We start from the raw sequence: 20,916 nt of genomic DNA on the forward strand, positions 1-20,916 counted from the left end.
GCCGTGGGTATGACGAGCCGCCTCCCCATCTCGCCGCAGGTCTTCGCGATCTTCAGCGCGCTCATCTCCGAGAAGATCGGGATCCACTACGACGCGGGCGATCGCGAGCTGCTCGGCGACAAGGTCTCGGTGCGCGCGATCGACGCCGGCTTCGACTCGCTGCTCGATTACTATTACTTCCTCCGGTACGACCCCGCGGGCGCGGCCGAGCTGGACGCGCTGATCGACGTGCTGGTCGTGGGCGAGACGTACTTCTTCCGCGAGCTCGCGCAGCTCGAGGTCGCGGTCGCGGAGCTCGTCGCGCCGCGCGTCGCGGCGGGGGAGCGGCCGCGGATCTGGTCGGCGGCCTGCTCGACCGGCGAGGAGCCGTTCACGATCGCGATGCTCCTCGCCGAGCGGGGCCTGCTCGGCGGGGTCGATCTCGTCGCGAGCGACATCAGCGCGCGGGCGCTCTCGCGCGCCCGGGCCGGGGTGTACGGGCCGCGCTCGATCCGGAGCAACGCCCCGCCGCCCCCCTTCGCCACCCGGTGGCTGGAGGTGACGCCCGACCGGGTCGTCGTGAGCGCCGAGCTGAAAGAGGCGATCGACTGGCGGCGGATCAACCTGCTCGAGGCGTCCGACGTCACGTCGCTCGGGCGGTTCGACGTCATCGTCTGCCGCAACGTGCTCATCTACTTCCACGACAACACGGCGCGGTGGGTGGTCGCGAACCTCTCGGGGGCGCTCGCCGCGGACGGGGCCCTCCTGGTCGGGATCTCCGAGTCGCTGCTGCGGCTTGGCACCGCGCTCGCCTGCGAGGAGCGGGGTGGCGTGTTTCTCTACCGGAAGACCGCGCGATGAAGAACCCGGCTGTCCGCGTGCTCGTGGTCGACGACTCCGCCTTCGTGCGCAAGGTCCTGCGGCAGGTCCTCGGCGCGAACGCGGCGATCGAGGTCGTCGACACGGCCATGGACGGCCTGGACGCGCTGGAGAAGATCGAGCGTTACAAGCCCGATGTGGTCACGCTCGACCTCGTGATGCCGAACCTCGACGGCATCGGCGTGCTCGCGTCGCTGCCGCGCGAGGGCGCTCCGCGGGTCGTCGTGGTGACCAACTCCGAGGCGGACAGCGAGCTCGGCGTCAAGGCGCTCCAGCAGGGGGCGGTGGATCTCGTCGAGAAGCCGACGTCGCTCGCGACCGATCGACTCTTCGAGCTCTCGGACGAGCTGGTCCGCAAGGTGCTCGCCGCGGCCGAGGCGCGGGTCCGCCGTGAAGGCCCGCGCCCGCAGCCGCCGCCCGTGTCCGGCGCGATCCCCGCGCTGCCGCGCGCGCGCCTCGTCGTGATCGGCACGTCCACCGGCGGCCCCCAGGCGCTGACGCGGCTCTTCGCGGCGATGCCCGGCGATTTCCCGGTCCCCATCGTCGTGGCGCTGCACATCCCCGCCGGGTACACGGAGTCGCTGTCGCGCCGCCTGAACGACGCGAGCGCCCTCTCGGTCGTCGAGGCGTCGGACGATCTCCAGCTCCGGCCCGGGCTCGCGGTCATCGCGCGCGGCGGGGCGCACCTCGAGGTCCGGCGGCACCGGGACCGCGCCAGCGTCCGCTTCGCGGACGCGTCCAGGGCGTCGCTGTACTGCCCGTCGGTCGATCTGCTCTTTTCGAGCGCCGCCGCAGAGTTCGGCTCGGGCGTGCTCGGGGTCGTGCTGACAGGCATGGGCGACGACGGCCTGGAGGGGTCGAGGGCGATCCACAAGGCCGGCGGCAGGATCCTCGCCGAGGCCGAGTCGTCCTGCGTCGTCCACGGCATGCCCCGCCGCGTGGTGGAGGCCAGGCTCGCCGCAGCCGAGGCGCCGATCGACGAGATGGCCGCGGCCATCGTGCGGCACCTCTGACGTCGGGCGGCCGGCCCGTCACAGCGGCCAGTAAACGACCTTTCCCTCGATCTCCTGGAACGTGGCCGCGTTGCCGTCCTGGGAGACGATGAACGCGATTCGCTCCGGGTACCCCGCCACGAACGCCGCGGCCGCGCGGTGGCGGGTGCCGCGCGCGTCGAGGCTCAGGCTCACGTCCATCCGCTGGTCGGGGGTCGCGGCGTACACCTCGGAGATGATCGACCGCGGCGGGGGCAGCTTCGCGCCGAACGCGAGCACGTCGAGGCCGTGGCTCATCACCACCGCGCCATCGACGGTCGTCAGCCGGACGATGAGGTCGAGCAGCCGGTTGAGGCGCTCGGAGCTCTTGAACCGGTGGTCCGGGCCGCGCGCCGCCCCGTCCGCCGCGGGCTTCTTCCCGTCCGCCTGCCGCGGCTCGCTCGGCGGCTGGCTCTCGCGCGCGGCGGAGGCGGAGAGATCGAGGATGGCCGAGCCGAGGCACAGGGCGGGATCCAGCCGCTTGACCTCGGTGTCGAACGGATTCCCCTCCTCGCCGAACAGCTGCGGCAGGCCCTCGCCCGGCCCGAGCACGACGAGCAGCCCGCCGCGCCCGAGCTCGACCATCCCTTCCACGATGCGCAGGAGATACTTGCTCACGCGGCGGCCGTGCGGACTCGCGAGGTCCCGGAGGACGGCCCGCTCGATCGAGTCGAGCTGCGGCCGGTTCTTCGGCATCCACGTCCGCACCGCGCCGCGCTCGTAGCGGACGATCTCCCACTCGCCGCGGTACACGGCCACGACGCCGGGCTTCGGGACCACCACGCGCACGAGCTGATCGAGCTCGAAGGAGCGCCGGCTATGCGGCGTCGCGATGCCGGCGATCACGAGCGACCCATCGAGCGGCACCACCGACAGGAAGGAGCGCGGCCACGCGCACGCCGAGGCGAGGTTGGCGACGTGCTCCACGTCGAACGCCACGGCGGAGCCGAACCGCACGAGATCCCACGCGGGCTCGTCGAGCTCGAGATCGCCGAGGCTCCCGGCGAACACGACGCCGACCGGGTTGAGCCGCCCCTCCTCGGTCGCCATGGAGGCGAAGAACATCGTCTCGATCAGCTCGGTGAGGACGGCGGCGAAGGGCGGCGGCGCCGCCGCGCCCGGTTCGACCCTGCCCTTGCACGAGAGCGTTTGCGCCGTGAGCTGTGGCTGCTCCTGCAGATCGAGAAATGCGGCCGTGACATCCGCAGGATACTTGGGGCGCATGAGCTCGGTATACCATCCTGCGCCGTCGACGGTCAGGCCGACGGCTGCATGCGGGCTCGGCCCGCCGCCGCGGCGCTGAGCGCCGCGGCGGCGTGCGGTCCGGCCGCGTCGCGCGGCGTCACGCGGCCCGGCGAGAGCCGCTCGCCTTTCGCTTCGACGTCTCCGCCTTTCGCGGCTTCGCGCGGGCGCTCTCCCGTTTGTCGTCGCTCGCGTCGTTGGCGACCTTCGCGCCCTTCTGGCCGAGGCTCTTCTTGAGCAGCGCGATGAGGTCGACCGTGCCGGTGTCGCGGGGCTTCTCCTCCTCCTCCGGCTCCGCGGGCGTCGTGGTCTGACCGGATTTCACCTTCTTCTCGATCATCTTCATCACGTCGTCGCGGTACTCGTCCTTGTATTTTTCCGGCTTCCACTCGGTGGCCATCTCGGCCACGAGCCGCTCGGCCATCTCGAGCTCCCGCTTGCCGAGCCCCTTTGCGTCGACATCCATCTCGGGCAGGTCGAGCTCTTCATCGGACCGGAGCTCGTGCGCGAACCGCAGCAGGTTCAGCACGAGCGCGCGGCCGTGCGGCCGCACCGCGGCGATGTGCTCGCGCGTCCGGATCACGACCTTCGCGATCCCGACCTTCCCCGTCTTCCGCAGCGCCTCGCGCAGGAGCACGTACGCCGTCACCGACGACTTCTTCTTGCTGTTCGTCGACGCGGGGGCGAGATAGTACGGCTTCTCGTAGTACATCGGGTCGATCTCCGAGGCGTCGACGAAGTCGAGGATGTCCACGGTCTGCGTCGCCTCCACGTTCGCGCGGCGCAGGTCCTCGTCGGACATGACCACATACTCGCCCTTCTCGTAGGGATAGCCGCGGACGATATCGTCCCAGCTCACCGGCTCGCCCGTCTCCCGGTTCACGCGCTCGTAGCGGATCGGCGTCATGTTGCGCCGGTCGAGCTGCGTGAAGTGGAGCTCGTTGGGCTCCTCCGCGGGGTAGAGGGCGACCGGGATCTGCACGAGCCCGAAGCTGATACTCCCTTTCCAGATGCTGCGAGGCATGCGCTCTCCTTCGACCCAAGAGGTCCGTTTCAGGTCCGTGTCGGGAGGCAATGCAAGCCAGCGGCCGAAGGCGCGATCCCGGAGGTCCCGCGCGCCGCGCCCGTCCTGGTCGCTCCCGGCCCGCCGCGCCGCGGCGCCGCCGCGGCCGGCGTCGCGTTTCGCCACAGCGGGCTGAGCGAGCGGCGATTGCTGCCCCGCTGGCCGTGGCCCGCTGTATAACCCGCGGTCTCTATGCCGCGGCGGACCCACGACCTCCACGGAGCTGCGCCGGACAACAGCCGGACCGCGCTCCTCCTCATCGACGTCATCAACGACCTGGAGTTCCCGGAAGGCGACCAGCTGCTCGCCCACGCCCTCCCGATGGCGCACCGCATCCGGGCGCTCAAGCAGCGGTGTCGCGACGCGGGCATCCCCGCGGTCTACGTGAACGACAACTTCGGCCGCTGGCAGTCCAACTTCCACCGGCAGATCGAGCACTGCCTGGAGGATGGCGTCCGCGGCCGGGAGATCGCGGCGCTGCTGCGGCCCGGAGAGGAAGATTATTTCGTGCTCAAGCCCAAGCACTCGGGCTTTTACGGCACCACGCTCGAGATCCTGCTCGAGTCCCTCGGCGTGCAGACGCTGATCCTCACCGGCATGGCGGGGAACATCTGCGTCCTGTTCACGGCGAACGACGCGTACATGCGCGATTACCGGCTGCTCGTCCCGTCGGACTGCTTGGCGTCGGAGAGCGAGGAAGACAACCGCTACGCGCTCCACCAGATGCAGCGCTTCCTCAAGGCCGACATCGCGCCGTCCGACGAGGTCGACCTCGAGCGGCTGCCCGCCTGACGCCTCTGGGGGGGCCGGGCGTCGGACGGGCAGCTGCCGAGGTCAGGTGTTCCGCAGGGGCGTTACGCTCAGGCGACGGCCCGCTGCTTCGTCGAGAGGCCCTCTTCGGTGAGGACCGCGATGTCGGTCGCGCCGCCGCGCTCCAGGACCTGCTTGGCGAGCGTCCGCTCGTTGCTGTTCTCGACGTGGACGGAGATCAGGATGTTGCCGCCCTTGATCTTGCCCTCGTACTGCTTGGCCTCGACCTCGGGGATGCCGAGCCCGATGAGGGCGCCGGTCACGCCGCCGACCGCCGCGCCCGCCGCGGCGCCGCTCAGCGCGGCCATGATCGGGCCGGCCGCGATGAAGGGCCCGAGGCCGGGGATGGCGAGCGCGCCGATGCCGGCGAGCAGGCCGATGGTCCCGCCGATCGCGCCGCCGGCGCTGGCGCCCGCGGTCGCGCCCTCGGGCGCCTTCGTGTTCTTCTCGTGCGCGAAGTCCCGCGTACCGTGCTTGTCGGGGAAGAGCGCCGAGATATCGCTGGTCATGAAGCCGGCGCGCTGTAGCTCGCCGACGATGATGTCTGCCTGAGCGAGCGTGCTCACGAGGCCCAGGACCGCTTTCTTCGTTGCCATGGTATCTTCCTTTCAGCCTTTCAGACTGGTTCAGTCAACGTCAACTTCGAGCTGGTTGTCGACCCGCTGGACGCCCGGGGTTCCCTTGGCGACCGCCTCGATGTCGGCCTTTTCTTTGTCGCTCTTCACCGGGCCGCGCAGCGTGACGACCTGCCCGTTCGTGATGATCTTGACGTTCTTGGCGTTCATCGACAGCGTGTCGTTCGCCACCACCGCCTGGCGGATCTTCTGCGTGATCGTGCGATCGGTCTCGTTCTCGCCCTGATCCCCGGGGGTCAGCGCGGCGGGATCGCGATCGCGATCGTTCTTGTCCGTGTTGTCGGCGGCCGCGGGCGTGGGGTTGTTCGCCCTCTGGGCGACCTCGCCCGGCACCGTCGCGGTGTTGTTGTCCGAACGCGTCGTGCCTTCTGCTCTGTCGCAGCCAACCGCGGCCGCGACGGAGAGAGACATCAGCAGAAAGAGTTTCGCTGTGTTCATGCCCGGACCACGTCGCAAGGCTCGGGCCACCTCGGGCCGAGAGCGCCTGTCGGTCCACGGCTGTGGTCGGGGCGGAACATGGACGCCGTTACCCCTGAACATGAGTTGTCTTTTTTCTGCGCCGCATCGTGGGCGGCTCGCTCGCGCGACGCGAGCGCGACGCGGAGCGCCTAGCGAGCTCATGACTGGCGAAGGCCGGAGTGCCTCAGGTGGGGCGAACTGCCCCGTGCCGGCCGCGTCGAATTCAGGAGAATTTGCCTTCTCGGACGAAACCGACCCGCGCGAGGTTGCCTGTGGCGGATAGGGCGTGTGGGCGGAGGTGGTCAGTCGCCGCGGGCGCTCGTCGGGCCGCCGTTCGGGGGCTCTGCCGAGCGTTCTGCCGGAGGCCCTGCCGGTCGCTGGATTCCGAGCCGCCGCAGCTTCCGGTAGAACGTCGCCCTCGACATGCCCGCGTCGCGCGCGGCCTGCAGCGCGTTCCAGCCGGTGCGCTCGAGGGCGGCGAGCAGCGCGGCGCGCTCGTCGGGGAGGGCGCGGGGCGCGCCGCGGCCGCCGCCTTCGCGCGCGCGCGGGAGGTCCACGTCGTCGGGGCCGATCCTGCGGCCGTCGCAGAGCACGACGGCCTTCGTGATCACGTTCTCCAGCTCGCGCACGTTGCCGGGCCAGCCGTGCTGGCTGAGCCGCCGCAGCGCCTCGCGGGAGAGCTGCGGCGCCGGGCGGCCGAGCTGCTCCGCGGCGCGGCGCACGAAGTGGAGCGCGAGCTCCGGCAGGTCCTCCAGCCGGTCGCGCAGCGGCGGCAGCCGGATCTGCACCACCGCGACGCGGTAGTAGAGGTCCTCGCGGAAGCGCCCGCGCGCGGTCTCGGCGAGCAGATCGCGGTTCGTCGCGCAGACGAGGCGGAAGTCCACGCGCACGGCCTCGGCGCTGCCGACGGGGCGGACCTCGCGCTCCTGGAGCACCCGGAGCAGCTTCGCCTGCACCTCGAGCGGCATCTCCCCGAGCTCGTCGAGGAACAGCGTCCCGCCGCGCGCCGCGACCACGAGGCCGGTCCGGTCCCGGTCGGCCCCCGTGAACGCGCCGCGGACGTGGCCGAAGAGCTCCGACTCGAGCAGCGCGGCGGGGAGCGCGGCGCAGTTGATCCCCATGAACGGGCCGCTCTTGCGCGGGCCGGCGAAGTGGATGGCGCGCGCGACGAGCTCCTTGCCGGTGCCGCTCTCGCCGGTCACGAGCACGCTGACCGGCGTGTCGACCACGCGGTCGAGCGTCGCGAACACCGCGCGCAGGGCGGGGCCGCGCCCCACGATGGCGCCGTAGTCGTAGCGGTGCTCCAGGGCTTGCTGGCGGACGAGCACCTCCTCTTGCAGCCGGTCGATCTCGGCGGCCTGTCCGCGCAGGAGCTCCTCGACGCGGCGCCGCTCGGCCTCGAGCTCCACGGTGCGGCGGCGCAGGTCGTCGACGAGCCGCGCGTTGCGCAGCGCGAGCGCGACCTGGTCGGCGAAGGCGAGGAGCAGGTCGACGTCGTCGGGGGCGAAGCGGGCGCGCCGGAAGCGGTTGTCGAGGTAGAGCGCGCCGAGCACGCCGTCCGGCGAGCGGATCGGCACGGCGATCACGGAGCGGAGCCGCATGGCGTGCACCGACGCGTGCTCGCGGAACCGCGGATCGTCCTGGGCGTCCACGGTGACGACGGGCTCCTGCGCCGCGATGGCGCGCTCGGCGATGCTGTAGCTGAACTTGAGGTGGCTCCTGCCGACCTTCTCGCGGTCGACGTTGCGCGCGACGGCCACGCGCAGCTCGCCGCCGGGCTGCTCGAGCAGCACGAAGCCGCGTTCGGCGGCCGTGAGGTCGATCGCGGCGTCCATGGCCATGGCGAGGATGTCGGCGATCTCGACGGAGGAGTTGAGCTTGCGGAACATCGCGAGGAGCCGCTCGAGCTTGGCGGCGCGCTCGGTGGCGGGCTGCGCCTCGGGGCCGGCCGCCGCCCCGGGCGGCGCCGCGGCGTTGGCCGGGGCGGGCCGAGCGGCGCGGCGGCGGGGGTGCGTCCAGAAGGCGTGCTGGAGGGCTTCTGGCAGCGAGCGCGCCATGGCGGTCCAGGCGGCGGTGGCGCGCTGCCGCTGGGCGGCTGCGGCGTCGGGCTCGCCGGCGAGCTCGGCGGCGTCGGCGAGCGCCAGGCGGACGTCGGCGATGAGGTCGGGCTGGGCTGCCCGCTCGGCGAGGCCGAGGGCGCGCTCGAGGAGCTCCCGGGCCGCGGCGAGGTCCTGACCCAGGTTGGGCCGACCGGGGTTGGGCTGACCGGGGTTGAGGGCGGGCTGACCCAGGTTGACCTGACCCAGGTTGGGCTGACCGGGGTTGGGCCGACCGGGGTTGAGGGCGGGCCGACCCAGGTTGGGCAGGGCAGGCTGACCGGGGTTGGGCTGACCGGGGTTGAGCTGACCGGGGTTGAGGGCGGGCTGACCCAGGTTGGGCAGGGCAGGCTGACCGAGGTTGAGCTGACCCAGGTTGGGCTGACCCAGGTTGGGCTGACCGGGGTTGAGGGCGGGCTGACCCAGGTTGGGCCGACCGGGGTTGGGCCGACCGGGGTTGAGCCCGCCCTCACCCAGGTTGGGCTCCCCCAGCTCGTCCCCCGCCTGACCCAGGTTGCCATCCCCCCGACCGCCGTCCCCATCGAGCAGCGCCAGCCGCCCCTCCAGCAGCGCCGCCCGCGCCCCCAGGTCGGGCGCCTCCCGCACCGCCGCGTGCTCGCGCGCCCGCGCCAGCGCCGCCCGCGCGTCGTCCAGCGCCCCGCGCGCAAGGTGCGCCCGGCACAGCTCCAGCTCCTCCTCCACCACCTCGCGCTGCGCGCCCTGCGCCTCGAACCCCCGCCTCGACCGCTCGAAGCAGCGCGCCGCCTCCTCGGCGTCGCCGGCCGCGAGCGCGCAATCCCCGAGCACCGACGCCGCGGCCGCCGCGAAGAACGGCGCCCCCCGCCGCGCCGCCTCCGCCTCCACCCGCGACGCCACGCGCCCGGCCCGCTCGAACGCCCCCACGTCCGCCCAGAGCTTCGCCAGATCGAAATCGAGCACCAGCACCAGGTCCGCCTGCCCCAGCGCCGAGGCGAGCCGCGCCCCGCGCTCGTACGCGGCGAGCGCCTCCCCCAGCTCGCCCGACTGGTGGCACGCCGTACCCACGTTGAGGCTGCAGCGCGCCACCAGATCCCCGAGCCCGTGCTCCTCCGCCGTCGCGAGCGCCTGCCGGTAGCCGACGAGCGCCGCCTCGACCTCCCCCGCGCGGAACGCGTCGATCGCCTGGTACGACAGCGCGCGCACCAGCGCCCGCGGCGCGCGCCGGTCCCGGTGCAGCCCGGCCGCCAGCCCGAGGTGCAGCCCCGCGAGCCGCCGCTCCCCGAGGTAGCTCGCCGCCACCCCCACGTCCTCGTGCAGGCTCGCCAGCACCTCCGGGTCGTCGCACCACGGAAGCGCCGGCTCCGCGCGCGCCCGCGCCTCCGCGTGCGACCCGAGCCGCAAGAGCGCCCGGCTCGCGAGATCGGCGAGGCACGCGCGCTCGCGCGGCGCGAACGACGGCGCCTCCCCGGAGGCCTGCTCCGCCTCCTCGAGCCGCGCGAGCGCCGCCGTCGGATCGCCCAGCTCGAGCAGGCACGCGCCGAGCCGCACGAGCGCCTGCCCCCGCCGCGCCCCGAGCGCCGCCGCCTGCCCCTCCGCGAGCAGCTGCTCCAGCACCTCGCGCGCCCGCGCCGCGCGCCCGCCCCGCTGGAGCGTCGACGCGATCTCGAGCCGCGTCTCCGCCGCCGTGGCCGCCTCGAGCAGCGCCTCGGCCGCCGCGGCCCACGGCCCCGGGTCCGCCTCGCGCTCGGCGCGCCGCGCCAGGAACACGCGCTCGGCCGCCGCCGTGTCGCCCGACAGCGAAAGGTGCAGCGCCTGCTGCTCGACCCGCGCCGGGAACGCCGCCGCCGCCCGCGCGTGCGCCGCGCGGACCGCCTCGCCGCCGAGCGCCGCCAGGAGCGCCGCGATCGGCCCGGCCCGCGTCAGCGTCCAGCCCCCCGCCGCGCGGGCCGCGACGCCGCGCGCGGCGAGCTCGGCGAGGTGCGCGACCGGCAGCCCGAGCGACGGCAGCGCCTCGTCCGCCGCCGCGCCGCCCAGCACGGCCAGCGTCGCCACCGCGTCGCGCAGCGGCCGCGCGAGCCCCCGCAGCCGCAGCGCGTAGCGCGCGCTCGCCCCCGGCGTCGTCGCGTCGAGCCCCCCGATGTCCCCGCTCTCGGCGAGCCGCCCCGCGGTCACCACCAGATCCGCGGGCCACCCGGCGCTCGCGCGCAGCACCGCCTCGGTCGCGTCGCCCAGCCCGATGGCGTCCATCCAGCGCTGCACCGCCTCGCGCCCGAGCGGCGGCAGCGCGACCTCGCGGACGCTCCGCCCCGCCTCCGCGGCCACGGCGGCGAGCGGCGCCCGGCCCCCGCCGTGCGGGATGCGCTCCGCCGCGAGGAGCAGCACCGGATCTTCGGGGCCCAGCAGCCGCGCCAGCGCCTCGAGCATCTCCCGGTCCGCCCCGCTCACCTCGTCGGCGTCGTCGAGCACCAGCACCAGCGGCTCCGCCCCCGAGCCCGACCGCGCGCGCGTCAGGCGCTCGTGCGCGCGCAGCGCGCCGAGCGCGCCGGCCGGGAGCGCCTCCTCCCCGGTCGCGCGGCCGAGCATCGATCGGACCGAGCCCACCCGCGCCCCGGCCCGCGCGAACCCCTCCACGGCCTCCATCCTGAGCTCCGCGCTCCACTTCGCCTCGCGCAGCAGGCGGCTCTTCCCGCAGCCGGGCTCCCCGGCGATCACGCACAGGCGCGGCCCGCTCTCCCCGCGCTCCAGCGCCGCGAGCGCCTCGGCGACCGCGCCGAGCTCCGCGTCGCGGCCGACCAGGTGGGGCGGCTCCGGCGGCGGCGGGGCCAGGGCGCGCGGCGACGCGCCCACCCAGTCGAGCACCTCGCCCGCGTCGGCCGGGCGGTCGCGCGGCTCGGGCCGCACGAGGCGCTCGGCGAGCGCGGCGATCGCCTCCGGCGGCGGCTCCGCGAGCAGCGGCGCGATCGCGCCGAGGGTGCGGCCGAGCGCGAACAGGTCCGCGCGCCCGTCGGCCGCGTCGCCGCGGATCACCTCGGGCGCCACGTAGCCCTGCGTGCCGGAGATCCCGTCGTCGGACCGCTCGCCGACCCGCGCCGCGCACGACAGATCGATCAGCACCGCGCGCCCCGAGGCGTCGACGAGGATGTTGGCCGGCTTCACGTCGCCGTGCCGGATGCGCGCCCGGTGGAGGAAGCGCAGGGCGTCGAGCACGTCGACGATCGCGGCCCGCACCTCCTCGAAGCGCCGGCCTGTCACGTACGCGTCGAGCGGCGCGCCGAGCACCGCCTCCGACGTGAAGTAGAAGCGCGGCTCGCCGGTCTCCCGGAGCATGCCGAAGTCGTGCACCCGGACGAGGTGAGGGTGGAACAGTCCCGCCAGCATCCTGAACTCGCCGCGGAACGCCGCCCGCTCCGCGCTGCGCGCGCGGCCGAGCAGCTTCAGACAGATGTCGCGCCCGAGCGCCTCGTCGCGCGCGAGCCACGCCGTGGCCAGCCCCCCCCGGCCCAGCGGTCGGATCAGGCGGTAGCGGCGGGCGACCAGGCTCCCTTCGGCTGGGATCATCCGCACAGTGTCTCACGGATGTGCCATCTGAGACAGTGAGACAATTGATGAGACACTCGCGGCCGCGATTTCAAGACGATTTCCGATGTTTTTCCGTCGGCACCGCGTTTGCTCTAGGCTCGGGCATGGCGATGCGGATGACAAGCGGACACGAGGACCGGCGGGGCGCGGTCGTCTCGGCGCTCCTCGCGGTGCTCCTCGGCGGCTGTGTCGTGAGCCCGCAGCCGAGCCCGCCGGTCCGCGAGCCTATCCTCGATGGGGGGCTCGTCGGCGTGGTGGACGCGGTCATGCCTTTCGCCGACCAGATCGCGCTCGAAGGGAAGCCGGGCGCGGTCACGCCGGCGGAGGGCGTGATCGTGGTGACGAACCTCGACACGCTCGACGCGCCGGTGGTCGCGGACGTGAACCCCGACGGGAGCTTCATCGCCACCGTGCTCGCCCGAACCGAGCACGTCCTGCGGATGCAGGTGAAGCAGGGCGAGCTCCGGTCGGACCCGGCGGATCTGCGGCTCGCGGGGCCCAGCTCGACCGAGAAGACGCTTGATCACCTGCCGTGCCTCGAGCTCACGCCGGGCGCGTGGGTCACGTTCGAGGCCGACCGCGGCCCCCGCGACGTTGTCGTCCGCAACGGGTGCGCCGAGGACGTGGCCATCGAGGCGCCGCGCCTGCGCCGCGGCGCCGCGCCGTTCAGCGTCAGCCCGGAGGCGCCGTTCGTGGTGCCGCCGGGCGGGTCCACCGTCGTCACCGTGCGCGCGGACGGTGACGGGGACGAGCGCGAGGACGTGCTCTTCCTCGACGTCACGGCGCCCGAGCCCGGGCGCCGCGCGCTGACGCTCACGCTCCCCGACTGATCGGTCGGGGAAGCGACCCACGGATCACGCGCCGCGCTCGCGCGGCGCAAGGGCGCCCTTCCTCGGGAGGGGAGGGGCTCGTGCGTGTCTTTCGCCTCGCCGGCGACGGCGAGGCCTTGTGTTGGAGGAACATCATGAACGTTCAGAATCGCATCAAGAGCAGCCGTATCGGTTCCGTTCTCTGGCTGGCGCTGTCGATGATCCCGCTCACGGTGGGCTGTCAGGTCGAGCTGGGCGGCGACAACACCGGCACCAATTCGGAGGAGGTGTCGGGCGGCGGTCACGGCCGCGCCTGCGGCGGCCTCGCCGGCCTCAGCTGCAAGAAGGGCTACTTCTGCGACTACGAGCTCGAGGCCATGTGCGGCGCGTTCGACATGACGGGCACCTGCGAGCGCATCCCGAAGGCGTGCACGGAGGAGTACAACCCGGTCTGCGGCTGTGACGGCAAGACGTATGGCAACGAGTGCGCCGCGAACTCGGCGGGCGTGTCGGTGGCGTCGCGCGGCGAGTGCGAGCCGCCCCCGGCGCGGGACTGCGGCGGCCTCGCGGGCCTCGCGTGCGAGCCCGGCGAGTTCTGCGACTACGCGCCCGACGCCATGTGCGGCGCGGCCGATCAGACCGGCGTCTGCGCGCCGATCCCGGAGGGGTGCACGAAGGAGTACAACCCGGTCTGCGGCTGCGACGGCAACACCTACGGCAACGCGTGCATGGCGGCCGCGGCGGGCGTGTCGGTGGCGTCGCCCGGCGAGTGCGCGCCTGCTCCGGGAGGGGTGTGCGGCACCCGCGGCGCCGCGGCGTGCGAGCCCGGGTTCTTCTGCGACTTCGCGCCCGAGGCCGCGTGCGGGGCGACCGATCTGCCGGGCGCCTGCGCGCCGATCCCGGAGGCGTGCACGTTCGAGTACAACCCGGTCTGCGGCTGTGACGGCATCACCTACGGCAACGCGTGCGCCGCGAACGCGGCGGGCGTGTCGGTGGCGTCGCGCGGCGAGTGCGCGCCCTCCGAGGTGCAGCACTGCGGCGGCCTCGCCGGCCTCGCGTGCGACCCCGGCGAGTTCTGCAACTACAGCCTGGAGGCCATCTGCGGCGCGGCCGACCAGACGGGCGTCTGCGAGACGATCCCGGAGGTCTGCGATGACAGTTATGACCCCGTCTGCGGCTGCGACGACAAGACGTACAGCAACGCGTGCAACGCGCACGCGGCGGGCGTCTCGGTCGCGCTGCGCGGCGAGTGCCCGCGCGGGTGATGGAGCGCCGCGGGGGCCGGCCGCGCCGCGCCCCCGCGACCCGGTTCGGTAGGTCATCCGCCGCTTCAGAAATCCCGCCAGGGATCTGCCTCGCAAGCGGAGAGAATTTTTAACGCAAAGAGCGCAAAGGCGCAAAAAGGCATAATAATTGTCTTTTTGGCGCCTTTGCGCCTTTGCGTTGAGCTCTCTCTCCGCATCCCTGGCGGGCGGCGCCAGGGTTGTGCGATGGATCGGGGACGGCGCGCGGCGTATGCCTGCGCTGCCCTCCTTTCCCCATGCAGACCTCTTCCTCACCTTCTCGGTCGCTCCGCCGCGGGCTCGTCTGGCTCATGGCGGCGGTCTCCGGCGCCACCGTGGCGAACCTCTATTACAACCAGCCGCTGCTCGGGGACATCGCCCGCGAGCTCGGCGGCGCGGGCGGCTCGCTCGGGCTCGTGCCGACGATGACGCAGGTCGGGTACGCGGCGGGCATGCTCCTCCTCGTGCCGCTCGGCGACAGCCACGAGCGGCGGCGGCTCATCGTGATCATGACGGCGCTGGCGAGCCTCGCGCTGTGCGGCGCCGCGCTCGCGCCGGACCTGCCGTGGCTCATCGCGGCGAGCTTCGCGGTGGGCATCACCAGCGTGGTGCCGCAGCTGATCTTGCCGTTCGCGGCGCAGCTCGCGCCGGACGAGCAGCGCGGGCGCGTGGTGGGGATGGTGATGAGCGGCTTGCTCATCGGCATCCTCCTGTCGCGCACCGTGGCCGGCGTCGTCGGCACGCACCTCGGGTGGCGCGCGATGTTCTGGGCGGCGGCGGGGCTCATGATCGCGCTCGGCCCGGTGCTGCGCCTGGCCCTGCCGGCGCAGCCGCCGGCCGCGACGATGTCGTATCCGGAGCTCCTGCGCTCGCTCGGGCGCCTCGCCCGGAGCGAGCCTGCGCTGCGGCTGCACTCCGCGCTCGGCGCGCTCTCGTTCGGCGCCTTCAGCGCCTTCTGGGCGACGCTCGCGCTCTACCTCCAGAGCATGCCCGAGCGCCACGGCCCGCAGGTCGCGGGCTTCTTCGGCCTCGTCGGCGTGGCCGGCGCCGCCGCCGCGCCGCTCGTGGGCCGGTACGCCGACGTGCGCGGCGATCGCCGGATCAACGCGCTCGCGCTCGGGGTGCTGCTCGCGTCGTTCGGGGTGCTGTGGCTGCTCGGAGGGTGGCTGTGGGGCATCGCGCTCGGCGTCGTGCTGCTCGATCTGGGCGCGCAGGCCAACCAGATCTCGAACCAGGCGCGCGTGTACGCGCTGCGCCCCGAGGCGCGCAGCCGGATGAACACGATCTACATGACCACCTACTTCGTCGGCGGGGCGGCCGGCGCGTGGCTCGGCACCGCCGCCTGGACGCGCTGGGGGTGGCTCGGGGTGTGCGCGGCGGGCGGGGCGATGTCGGCGGCGGCGCTCGGCCTTTTGTGGGCCGGGTCGACGCGGGAGGCGCAGGGCGCGGCGGGCGGGGGCTGAGGGGACGCGCGGCGACCCAGGGGACCGCGGGGAGGCGGCGGTCGCGACGTCAGGGAGTCATCGGCAGCGCGACAAGGATGTTCGCATTGCACATCTCGTTCTGCGTGCCCCACCCGGGCAGAACCGGGTCCTGAGCGTCGCGCGTGTCGAAGGTGCATGTCACCTCGAGCGAGGAGCTCGGGTCGAGCAGCGGCGGCGTGCGGTACCAGTACACGTCTTGCCAGTGGACGTCCCAGTCGTCCACGCGCGCGATGCAGCTCTCCTGCGCCCCCGAGGTCACGCGGATATCGAAGGTGCGCCCGCGCTCGTGCATGTGCGGCATCACGCCGAGCACCTCGATCGGTGGCAGCGCCGGGTCGAGCGTGAGCTCCGCCCGCGTCCTCTTCCACGTGTAGGCGGCGTTCTTCTGGCGGGGAGGCAGCGTGTCCGGGCCGTCCGGCTCGAAGAGGCTCGTCATGAAGCCGTCGTCCCCGATGAACACGGCGCGCCGCTCCACGGTGTCCTCGTATCGGATCCGGAGGCGCGTCGAGTCCTCGGCGGATGCGCCCGCGCGGTCATGGAGGTTGTAATGCACCTGGACGACGAAATGGTCCTTCGAGGAGACCGGCGCCCCGGTGCCGGCGGGGAACTCGATGACGTTCTGCCCGGGCGCCCAGGCGAACAGCGGCTGGAACGGCAGCGCGTCGGACGGGCCGCCGAAGCACTCCCAGCCGGGCCGGTCCGGCGAGGCGTCGTCGAGCTCCGTCATCACATCCTGGTTCGTCTTGCCCTCGACGAGCGACGGCTCCGAGGGAGTCACCCGGTAGACCGTGAGGTGATGAACGATGGACCGGACCCCGGGCGTCACCTGATATCCGGTGATGAAGCGGTCGGCGTCGAGGCCCGGGTCGACAGGAAAGCACCGCCACTCGTCGTAGGCCGCGAGGGGATCGGCGGGGTCGGCCACGGGGGTGATCGGCGGTGTCATGTAGTCGACGCCGCCCTCGAGCGTGGGCACGGGCGGGGTGGGCGGCGCGCCCGCGCGCCCCCCCTCGGCGCGCGCCCCGGTCGCCCAGCGATGGATGATGTCGAGCTCCTCGGCGGTGAGCGTCGCCTCGTCCTTGAAGTCGCCGCACGAGCCGTCGTGCGCCACGAGGAACGGGGGCATATGGCCGCCCTGCACGGCAGCGTCGATCGCGCCCGCGCGCGCCTTCGCCGAGACGTAGTCGTCGAGGCGGAAGGGCCCGAGCCCGCCCTCCTGATGACACGCGGTGCACTTGGATGCCGTGATCGGCGCGACGTCCTGCCAGAACGTCGGCTCCGGCGCCGGCTCCTCCGCCGCGCACCCGAGCGAAAACGCGAGCGGCACGGCGGCCGCGAGGCCGCGCGCTCGGAAAAGCTGGGTCTTCGATCGCATCGGTCGCCTCTCGTCGTGCTGCTTCATGCGGACCTCCAGAAAACTGTTTATCACGTACACTGTATTGTGTGTGGTATACGCAGTTATTCGATGGCTGTCAAACCGAAGCGGCGACGAAAAACTGCGACCGAGTACAGCGGAGGCGGCGACGCCGTGCGCAGCCTCGAGCTCCTCTGGGGGATCAGGCGGCGGCCGAGCCGGGGGCCCAAGCCCGGCCTGAGCCTCGATCAGATCGTCCGGGCCGCGATCGAGCTCGCCGACGGCGAGGGGCTCTCGGCGCTGTCGATGCAGCGGGTCGCCGCGAAGCTCGGGTTCACCACGATGTCGCTGTACCGGTACGTGCCGAGCAAGGCCGAGCTCCTCGACCTCATGCTGGACACCGCGGTGGGGGAGCCGCCCCTCGTCGATGGTGTCCCCGGGGGGTGGCGGGCCAAGCTCGAGGCGTCGGCGCTCGCGGACTGGGCGCTTTACCACCGGCACCCGTGGTTCTTGCACGTGACGCCGGTGCGCCCCGTGATGGGGCCGAACGGGATGGCGTCGTACGAGGCGGTGCTCCGCGCGGTCGCCGGGATCGGCCTCACCGACCGCGAGATGCTCGCCGCCGTCCACCTCGTCGACAGCTACGTTCGCGGCGCGGGGAGGCTCGCGGTGGACCGGGCCGAGGCCGAGCAGGAGACCGGCGTCACCGACGAGCAGTGGTGGTCCGAGCGCGCGTACTTCTTCGATAAGCTCTTCGACCCGGCCCGCTATCCGACGATGGCGAGGATGATGGGGTCGGGCACGTTCGACGAGCACCCGTTCACGGAGGGGATGTTCCTGTTCGGCCTGCAGCGCGTGCTCGACGGCATCGAGGCGCTCGTCCGGTCGCGCTCCGGCCAGTGTGACGAAAGTCGCGAAACGTCACGGCCCGCGGCGCAGGATCGTGACGAAACTCCGGACGAGGCCCCGCGGACGGACGGGGCGCCGACGTGCGCGCAGTGCGGCGGCGCGATCGACCAGCCCGCCACGGGGCGGCCGCGGGCGTACTGCTCGCGGGCTTGCCAGCAGCGCGCTTACCGGGCGCGCAATGCGTCGGATCGGCGGTGATCGCCGCTCGTCCTGCTCGGCCGCCCGAGCGGCTGGAGGCCCGCGCTCGGCCAGCAGCCTCAGCGCGCCGAGAGCAGGAAGGCCGGGGCCCACCAGTAGCGGTGGAGCAGCCGTCGGTCGACGCGCGCGAAGCCGGCCTCGCGCAGCAGCGCGGCCCAGTCGTCGATGGGGTGCTCGAACGTGGTGCGGGTGGCGCCGCGGTCCACGTAGCCGAAGAGCACCGGCATCAGGAACCCCTGGGCGACCGTGTCGCGCTCGGCGCCGGCGTACTCCAGGAGCCCTTCGCGGTAGCGCTCGAGCACGTGCCGCGCGGTATCCGGGGAGAGCGGCTCATCCATGCGCGGCGCGTCGAACTCGGCGACGAGCAGCCGGTCGCAGCGCGCGCGCGCCCAGCGGAGCAGCGCCGGCCGCTCGGCCGGGGCGATCGCGTGGAGGCAGAACGTCGCCTGCGCCACCGACCAGCGCCGCGGCGCCATGTCCGGGTCTGCGGCGAGATCCTGGAGCCGACCGCCGAACGCCTCGACGTCGACCCCTCGGCCGGACAGCGCCGCGGCGCATCGCTCGAGCAGCGGCGCCGCCGGCTCGACGACGGTCACCCGCCGCACCGCCGGCGTCAGCGCGGGCAGCAGCGCCATCCCGTCGCCGGCGCCGATGTCGAGCAGATCGAAGGGCGCCTCCGGGTACTCGCTGGCCAGCGCCGCGCTGGTCTCCCGGTAGAGCGGCACATTGCCGCCGCCGCGGATGAAGGCGGCGAACCCCTCGGCGGACACGTACACGTTGCGCTTGCCCTCCCGGGCGACCCGCGCGAGGTGCTCCGCGGCCGCGTGGAACAGGATGTCCCCCGGCGAGGCCGCCGCGGCGCGCGCGGCGAAGGCCGCGGCGTCCGCGTAGCGCTCGTCGGAGAACGCCAGCATCGCGAGGTAGCAGAGGTCCTCCGGCGACGGCGCGGCGACGGCGGCGGCCGCTGCGTCGAGCCCGGCGGCGCGATGGCGATTCCAGATCGTGTCCAGCATGATGCTCCTTTTTCTGCGCGCGAACGCTGCGATCAGCCGAGCTCGGCGAGGCCCACGGGGCGATACGAGATCATCGTCGTCTCTGCTCCTTTGCCACGCCCTTCGCCCGCACCGCTTTCGCCTTCGCGGGGCCATCGCGCTCGGCCCGCGCCGCCGGCGCCTTCGCGGCGCCGTCGCCCTTCGCGCGCGCCGGCGGCGCCTTCGCGGCGCCGTCGCCCTTCGCGCGCGCCGGCGGCGCCTTCGCGGCCCCACCCTTGTCGAAGCGCACCTCGAACGCGCCGGCGTCCTCCTCGATGAAGCGGAGGAGCGCCTCCCCCTCCTCGGCGAGCTCCTCGCGCGCCGCCCGGGAGAGGGCCTCGAACGGCTCGAGCACGAGCGTGGCCGAGGCCTTCTTCCGCTCGATGCCCCATGTGCCGGCCACGAAGCCGTCCACGAGGAAGGTCGGCAGGATGCGCAGGTTGGCGGACAGGACGATCCGCGCGCGATGCTCGTCCGCGATGATCCGCGTGCGGTCGTCGTGCGCGAGCAGGACGTTGTCGTAATCGGGGAGAAACCGGGCCGGCGCCGTGGTATCCGCGGGCGGCCTCGGCGCGTCGGGCAGGTCGAAGAGCTCCCGGCCCCGCTCGTCGCGGAACGTGCAGAGCTGGTCCCCCAGGGATCGAAGAACGTCCTTGATCCCGGTCAGGCCGGACCAGGTCTGCATGTCGGCCGCGGTCGCCGGACCGAACGACGCGAGGTGCCGGAGCACGAGCGCGCAAGGCCCGCCGCCCTCGCCGAACGGCGCGCCCAGCCACGACGCCGCCGGGGCGAAATCCGCCGTTCCCGGGTAGGCCCACGCGGTCTCGGCGGGCACCTGGACGACCGGCAGGTGCATGCGGACCGCGAGGGCCATGGCCCGCACGTCGCCCTCGGGGTGGAGCGCGGCCAGGTGGTCGCGCAGCTCGTCCATGGTCCGCGGCTCCTCGTCGAAATACGCGCGCGCCTCGGCGACCAGCCGGGCGACGTCGAGGGCGTCCGCGCGGTCGCGGAGGATCGACCGCACCGCGGCGTGGAGCACCGGCGCGACGACCGGGTGCAGCGCCAGGTAATCCTTCGCGCTCACGAGGTGCAGCGTGCCGCGCAGGAACGGCGCCCGGACCACCTCGCGGCGCCGGATCAGCCGGACCAGCTCCTCGCGCCGGAACCCCTCGATCCGCGACCAGAGCCCGATGAACGGCGGCCGCGCCAGCTGCGCCTGGAGGGCGACCAGCCGCTCGATCCCGCGGACGGGCGCGGTCCGCTCGCGCGACAGCAGCATCTGTCGCGCGAGCGTGGCGCGGTTGAGCTCTCTTCGTGTCAGCGTCGTGGTGGGCATGCAGCCCGGCGAGCTTACCCGAAACGAGGCTCACCCCACACGAGCCGCGAGCGCCTCCGCGTCGAGCCGGGCGCCCCGCGGCCTCACGGCTCGGCCCCAGCCATCGGGTGGCAGCTGGTACACGAGAACCCGTCGGGGTGCTTCTCCGGATCGAACACGGGGACCCGGAGCACGTCGGCCATCTCGGGCAGGACCCGCTCGTACATGAAGGTGCCGAACTTCTCGCGCTCCGGGTGCGCCGGGTCCGCGACCCACTCGAAGAACGCCTCCTCGGTGCTGGGGAGCGCGGGGAGTTGCGGGTTCGGCATGGCGTAAGTGCCGCCGTTCGCGTCGGCGCCGTGGCACGTCGTGCAGGTCATGGTCTCGTACTTCGCGTCGTACTCCGCGAAGAGGGCCGCCATTCGCGGCAGGACGACGTCGGTCATGTACTCGGTGCGCTCCTCGAAGCTCATGTCCTCCCACGCGACCGGCTCCGGTTCGCCGCCGTCCCCACCGCCGCACGCGGCGACGAACAGGCAAGCGACCATCGAGATGCGCTTCACGGCCGTGTTGTCCCTGCTCCTCCGGCGACCTGGAGGTGGCGAGCGGTGAGGCAGCGCTGCCCCCGTCTGCGCGTCGCGCATCGCCGGTCCCAAGGTATTCATGGCTCGCATCGTCATGTCTCCTTCTGGCTCAAAGCCGGGCGCCCGGACGGCCCCGACCGGACGGGCGCTGGTTCTACCGTGATGACGAACGAGATGCCGCCCGATCGACACGCCGG

16 protein-coding genes are annotated in these 20,916 nt (G+C 73.3%); 7 read left to right on the forward strand and 9 right to left on the reverse strand.

The window, feature by feature from the left end; all coding sequences use genetic code 11:
• Window positions 1–9 precede the first annotated feature (9 nt).
• Together WME98_RS40245 and cheB are read left to right on the forward strand one after the other, a co-directional pair.
• Entirely contained in the window at window positions 10–840 is an 831-nt protein-coding gene (locus WME98_RS40245; RefSeq protein WP_437946971.1) for a CheR family methyltransferase, read from the forward strand.
• Window positions 837–1,871: a chemotaxis-specific protein-glutamate methyltransferase CheB gene (cheB, locus tag WME98_RS40250; protein WP_437946972.1), complete on the forward strand. Its 1,035-nt coding sequence runs from the start codon at window positions 837–839 to the stop codon at window positions 1,869–1,871. Before WME98_RS40245 ends, cheB begins: the two co-directional genes overlap by 4 nt.
• An 18-nt stretch (window positions 1,872–1,889) precedes the next feature.
• Here the strand turns inward: cheB and WME98_RS40255 are convergent, their stop codons facing one another.
• Window positions 1,890–3,113 carry a putative sensor domain DACNV-containing protein gene (locus WME98_RS40255; RefSeq protein ID WP_437946973.1) on the reverse strand — a complete coding sequence of 408 codons (1,224 nt, stop codon included), beginning with the start codon at window positions 3,111–3,113 and terminating at the stop codon, window positions 1,890–1,892.
• 118 nt (window positions 3,114–3,231) lie between these two features.
• Window positions 3,232–4,155, reverse strand: a complete 924-nt coding sequence (locus WME98_RS40260) for a Ku protein (RefSeq protein WP_437337845.1) — start codon at window positions 4,153–4,155, stop codon at window positions 3,232–3,234.
• Window positions 4,156–4,386: 231 nt separating this feature from the next.
• Here WME98_RS40260 and WME98_RS40265 point away from each other — a divergent pair, with 231 nt between their 5' ends.
• Window positions 4,387–4,986: a cysteine hydrolase family protein gene (locus WME98_RS40265; RefSeq protein WP_437946974.1), complete on the forward strand. Its 600-nt coding sequence runs from the start codon at window positions 4,387–4,389 to the stop codon at window positions 4,984–4,986.
• Between the two features lie 68 nt (window positions 4,987–5,054).
• On the opposite strand, the gene WME98_RS40270 is transcribed toward WME98_RS40265, so the two are convergent.
• From WME98_RS40270 to WME98_RS40280, 3 genes are all read right to left on the reverse strand, one after another.
• Window positions 5,055–5,600 carry a hypothetical protein gene (locus WME98_RS40270; protein WP_061626643.1) on the reverse strand — a complete coding sequence of 182 codons (546 nt, stop codon included), beginning with the start codon at window positions 5,598–5,600 and terminating at the stop codon, window positions 5,055–5,057.
• A 30-nt stretch (window positions 5,601–5,630) separates the two neighbouring features.
• On the reverse strand, window positions 5,631–6,095 hold the full coding sequence (locus tag WME98_RS40275; protein WP_437337846.1) for a BON domain-containing protein: 465 nt from the start codon (window positions 6,093–6,095) through the stop codon (window positions 5,631–5,633).
• Between the two features lie 305 nt (window positions 6,096–6,400).
• Window positions 6,401–11,731 (reverse strand): sigma 54-interacting transcriptional regulator, encoded by a 5,331-nt coding sequence (locus WME98_RS40280; RefSeq protein ID WP_437946975.1) that lies wholly within the window; start codon window positions 11,729–11,731, stop codon window positions 6,401–6,403.
• Window positions 11,732–11,868: 137 nt separating this feature from the next.
• Between WME98_RS40280 and WME98_RS40285 the strand changes: the two genes are divergently transcribed.
• From WME98_RS40285 to WME98_RS40295, 3 genes are all read left to right on the forward strand, one after another.
• A complete protein-coding gene (locus tag WME98_RS40285; protein WP_437946976.1) occupies window positions 11,869–12,582 on the forward strand; it encodes a hypothetical protein in 714 nt (237 codons plus the stop codon).
• Between the two features lie 134 nt (window positions 12,583–12,716).
• Window positions 12,717–13,826 carry a Kazal-type serine protease inhibitor family protein gene (locus tag WME98_RS40290; RefSeq protein ID WP_437946977.1) on the forward strand — a complete coding sequence of 370 codons (1,110 nt, stop codon included), beginning with the start codon at window positions 12,717–12,719 and terminating at the stop codon, window positions 13,824–13,826.
• Between the two features lie 275 nt (window positions 13,827–14,101).
• The gene (locus tag WME98_RS40295) at window positions 14,102–15,307 is read left to right on the forward strand and encodes an MFS transporter (RefSeq protein ID WP_437946978.1); all 1,206 of its coding nucleotides are present in this window, start codon (window positions 14,102–14,104) and stop codon (window positions 15,305–15,307) included.
• A 49-nt stretch (window positions 15,308–15,356) separates the two neighbouring features.
• Here the strand turns inward: WME98_RS40295 and WME98_RS40300 are convergent, their stop codons facing one another.
• Window positions 15,357–16,703, reverse strand: a complete 1,347-nt coding sequence (locus WME98_RS40300) for a hypothetical protein (protein ID WP_437946979.1) — start codon at window positions 16,701–16,703, stop codon at window positions 15,357–15,359.
• 90 nt (window positions 16,704–16,793) lie between these two features.
• Here WME98_RS40300 and WME98_RS40305 point away from each other — a divergent pair, with 90 nt between their 5' ends.
• Complete coding sequence (locus tag WME98_RS40305; RefSeq protein ID WP_061629633.1) at window positions 16,794–17,789, forward strand: TetR/AcrR family transcriptional regulator; 996 nt, start codon at window positions 16,794–16,796, stop codon at window positions 17,787–17,789.
• Between the two features lie 59 nt (window positions 17,790–17,848).
• Here WME98_RS40305 and WME98_RS40310 read toward each other — a convergent pair whose 3' ends face one another.
• The 3 genes from WME98_RS40310 to WME98_RS40320 all read right to left on the reverse strand — a co-directional run bounded on the left by WME98_RS40310 (window position 17,849) and on the right by WME98_RS40320 (window position 20,800).
• Complete coding sequence (locus WME98_RS40310) at window positions 17,849–18,802, reverse strand: class I SAM-dependent methyltransferase (protein WP_437946980.1); 954 nt, start codon at window positions 18,800–18,802, stop codon at window positions 17,849–17,851.
• Window positions 18,803–18,872: 70 nt separating this feature from the next.
• Window positions 18,873–20,156 (reverse strand): winged helix DNA-binding domain-containing protein, encoded by a 1,284-nt coding sequence (locus WME98_RS40315; protein ID WP_437946981.1) that lies wholly within the window; start codon window positions 20,154–20,156, stop codon window positions 18,873–18,875.
• An 83-nt stretch (window positions 20,157–20,239) separates the two neighbouring features.
• Window positions 20,240–20,800: a hypothetical protein gene (locus WME98_RS40320; protein WP_437946982.1), complete on the reverse strand. Its 561-nt coding sequence runs from the start codon at window positions 20,798–20,800 to the stop codon at window positions 20,240–20,242.
• Between the last annotated feature and the right edge of the window lie 116 nt (window positions 20,801–20,916).

The organism is Sorangium sp. So ce296, from assembly GCF_051529605.1.
Lineage (GTDB): Bacteria > Myxococcota_A > Polyangia > Polyangiales > Polyangiaceae > Sorangium > Sorangium cellulosum_D.

Coding starts and splice junctions, on each gene's coding strand:
- WME98_RS40290 (WP_437946977.1), top strand. CDS start 12,717: ATGAACGTTCAGAATCGCATCAAGAGCAGCCGTATCGGTTCCGTTCTC.
- WME98_RS40320 (WP_437946982.1), bottom strand. CDS start 20,800: ATGAATACCTTGGGACCGGCGATGCGCGACGCGCAGACGGGGGCAGCG.
- WME98_RS40265 (WP_437946974.1), top strand. CDS start 4,387: ATGCCGCGGCGGACCCACGACCTCCACGGAGCTGCGCCGGACAACAGC.
- WME98_RS40285 (WP_437946976.1), top strand. CDS start 11,869: ATGACAAGCGGACACGAGGACCGGCGGGGCGCGGTCGTCTCGGCGCTC.
- WME98_RS40295 (WP_437946978.1), top strand. CDS start 14,102: ATGCAGACCTCTTCCTCACCTTCTCGGTCGCTCCGCCGCGGGCTCGTC.
- WME98_RS40315 (WP_437946981.1), bottom strand. CDS start 20,156: ATGCCCACCACGACGCTGACACGAAGAGAGCTCAACCGCGCCACGCTC.
- WME98_RS40270 (WP_061626643.1), bottom strand. CDS start 5,600: ATGGCAACGAAGAAAGCGGTCCTGGGCCTCGTGAGCACGCTCGCTCAG.
- WME98_RS40260 (WP_437337845.1), bottom strand. CDS start 4,155: ATGCCTCGCAGCATCTGGAAAGGGAGTATCAGCTTCGGGCTCGTGCAG.
- WME98_RS40310 (WP_437946980.1), bottom strand. CDS start 18,802: ATGCTGGACACGATCTGGAATCGCCATCGCGCCGCCGGGCTCGACGCA.
- WME98_RS40255 (WP_437946973.1), bottom strand. CDS start 3,113: ATGCGCCCCAAGTATCCTGCGGATGTCACGGCCGCATTTCTCGATCTG.
- WME98_RS40305 (WP_061629633.1), top strand. CDS start 16,794: ATGGCTGTCAAACCGAAGCGGCGACGAAAAACTGCGACCGAGTACAGC.
- WME98_RS40280 (WP_437946975.1), bottom strand. CDS start 11,731: ATGATCCCAGCCGAAGGGAGCCTGGTCGCCCGCCGCTACCGCCTGATC.
- WME98_RS40245 (WP_437946971.1), top strand. CDS start 10: ATGACGAGCCGCCTCCCCATCTCGCCGCAGGTCTTCGCGATCTTCAGC.
- cheB (WP_437946972.1), top strand. CDS start 837: ATGAAGAACCCGGCTGTCCGCGTGCTCGTGGTCGACGACTCCGCCTTC.
- WME98_RS40300 (WP_437946979.1), bottom strand. CDS start 16,703: ATGCGATCGAAGACCCAGCTTTTCCGAGCGCGCGGCCTCGCGGCCGCC.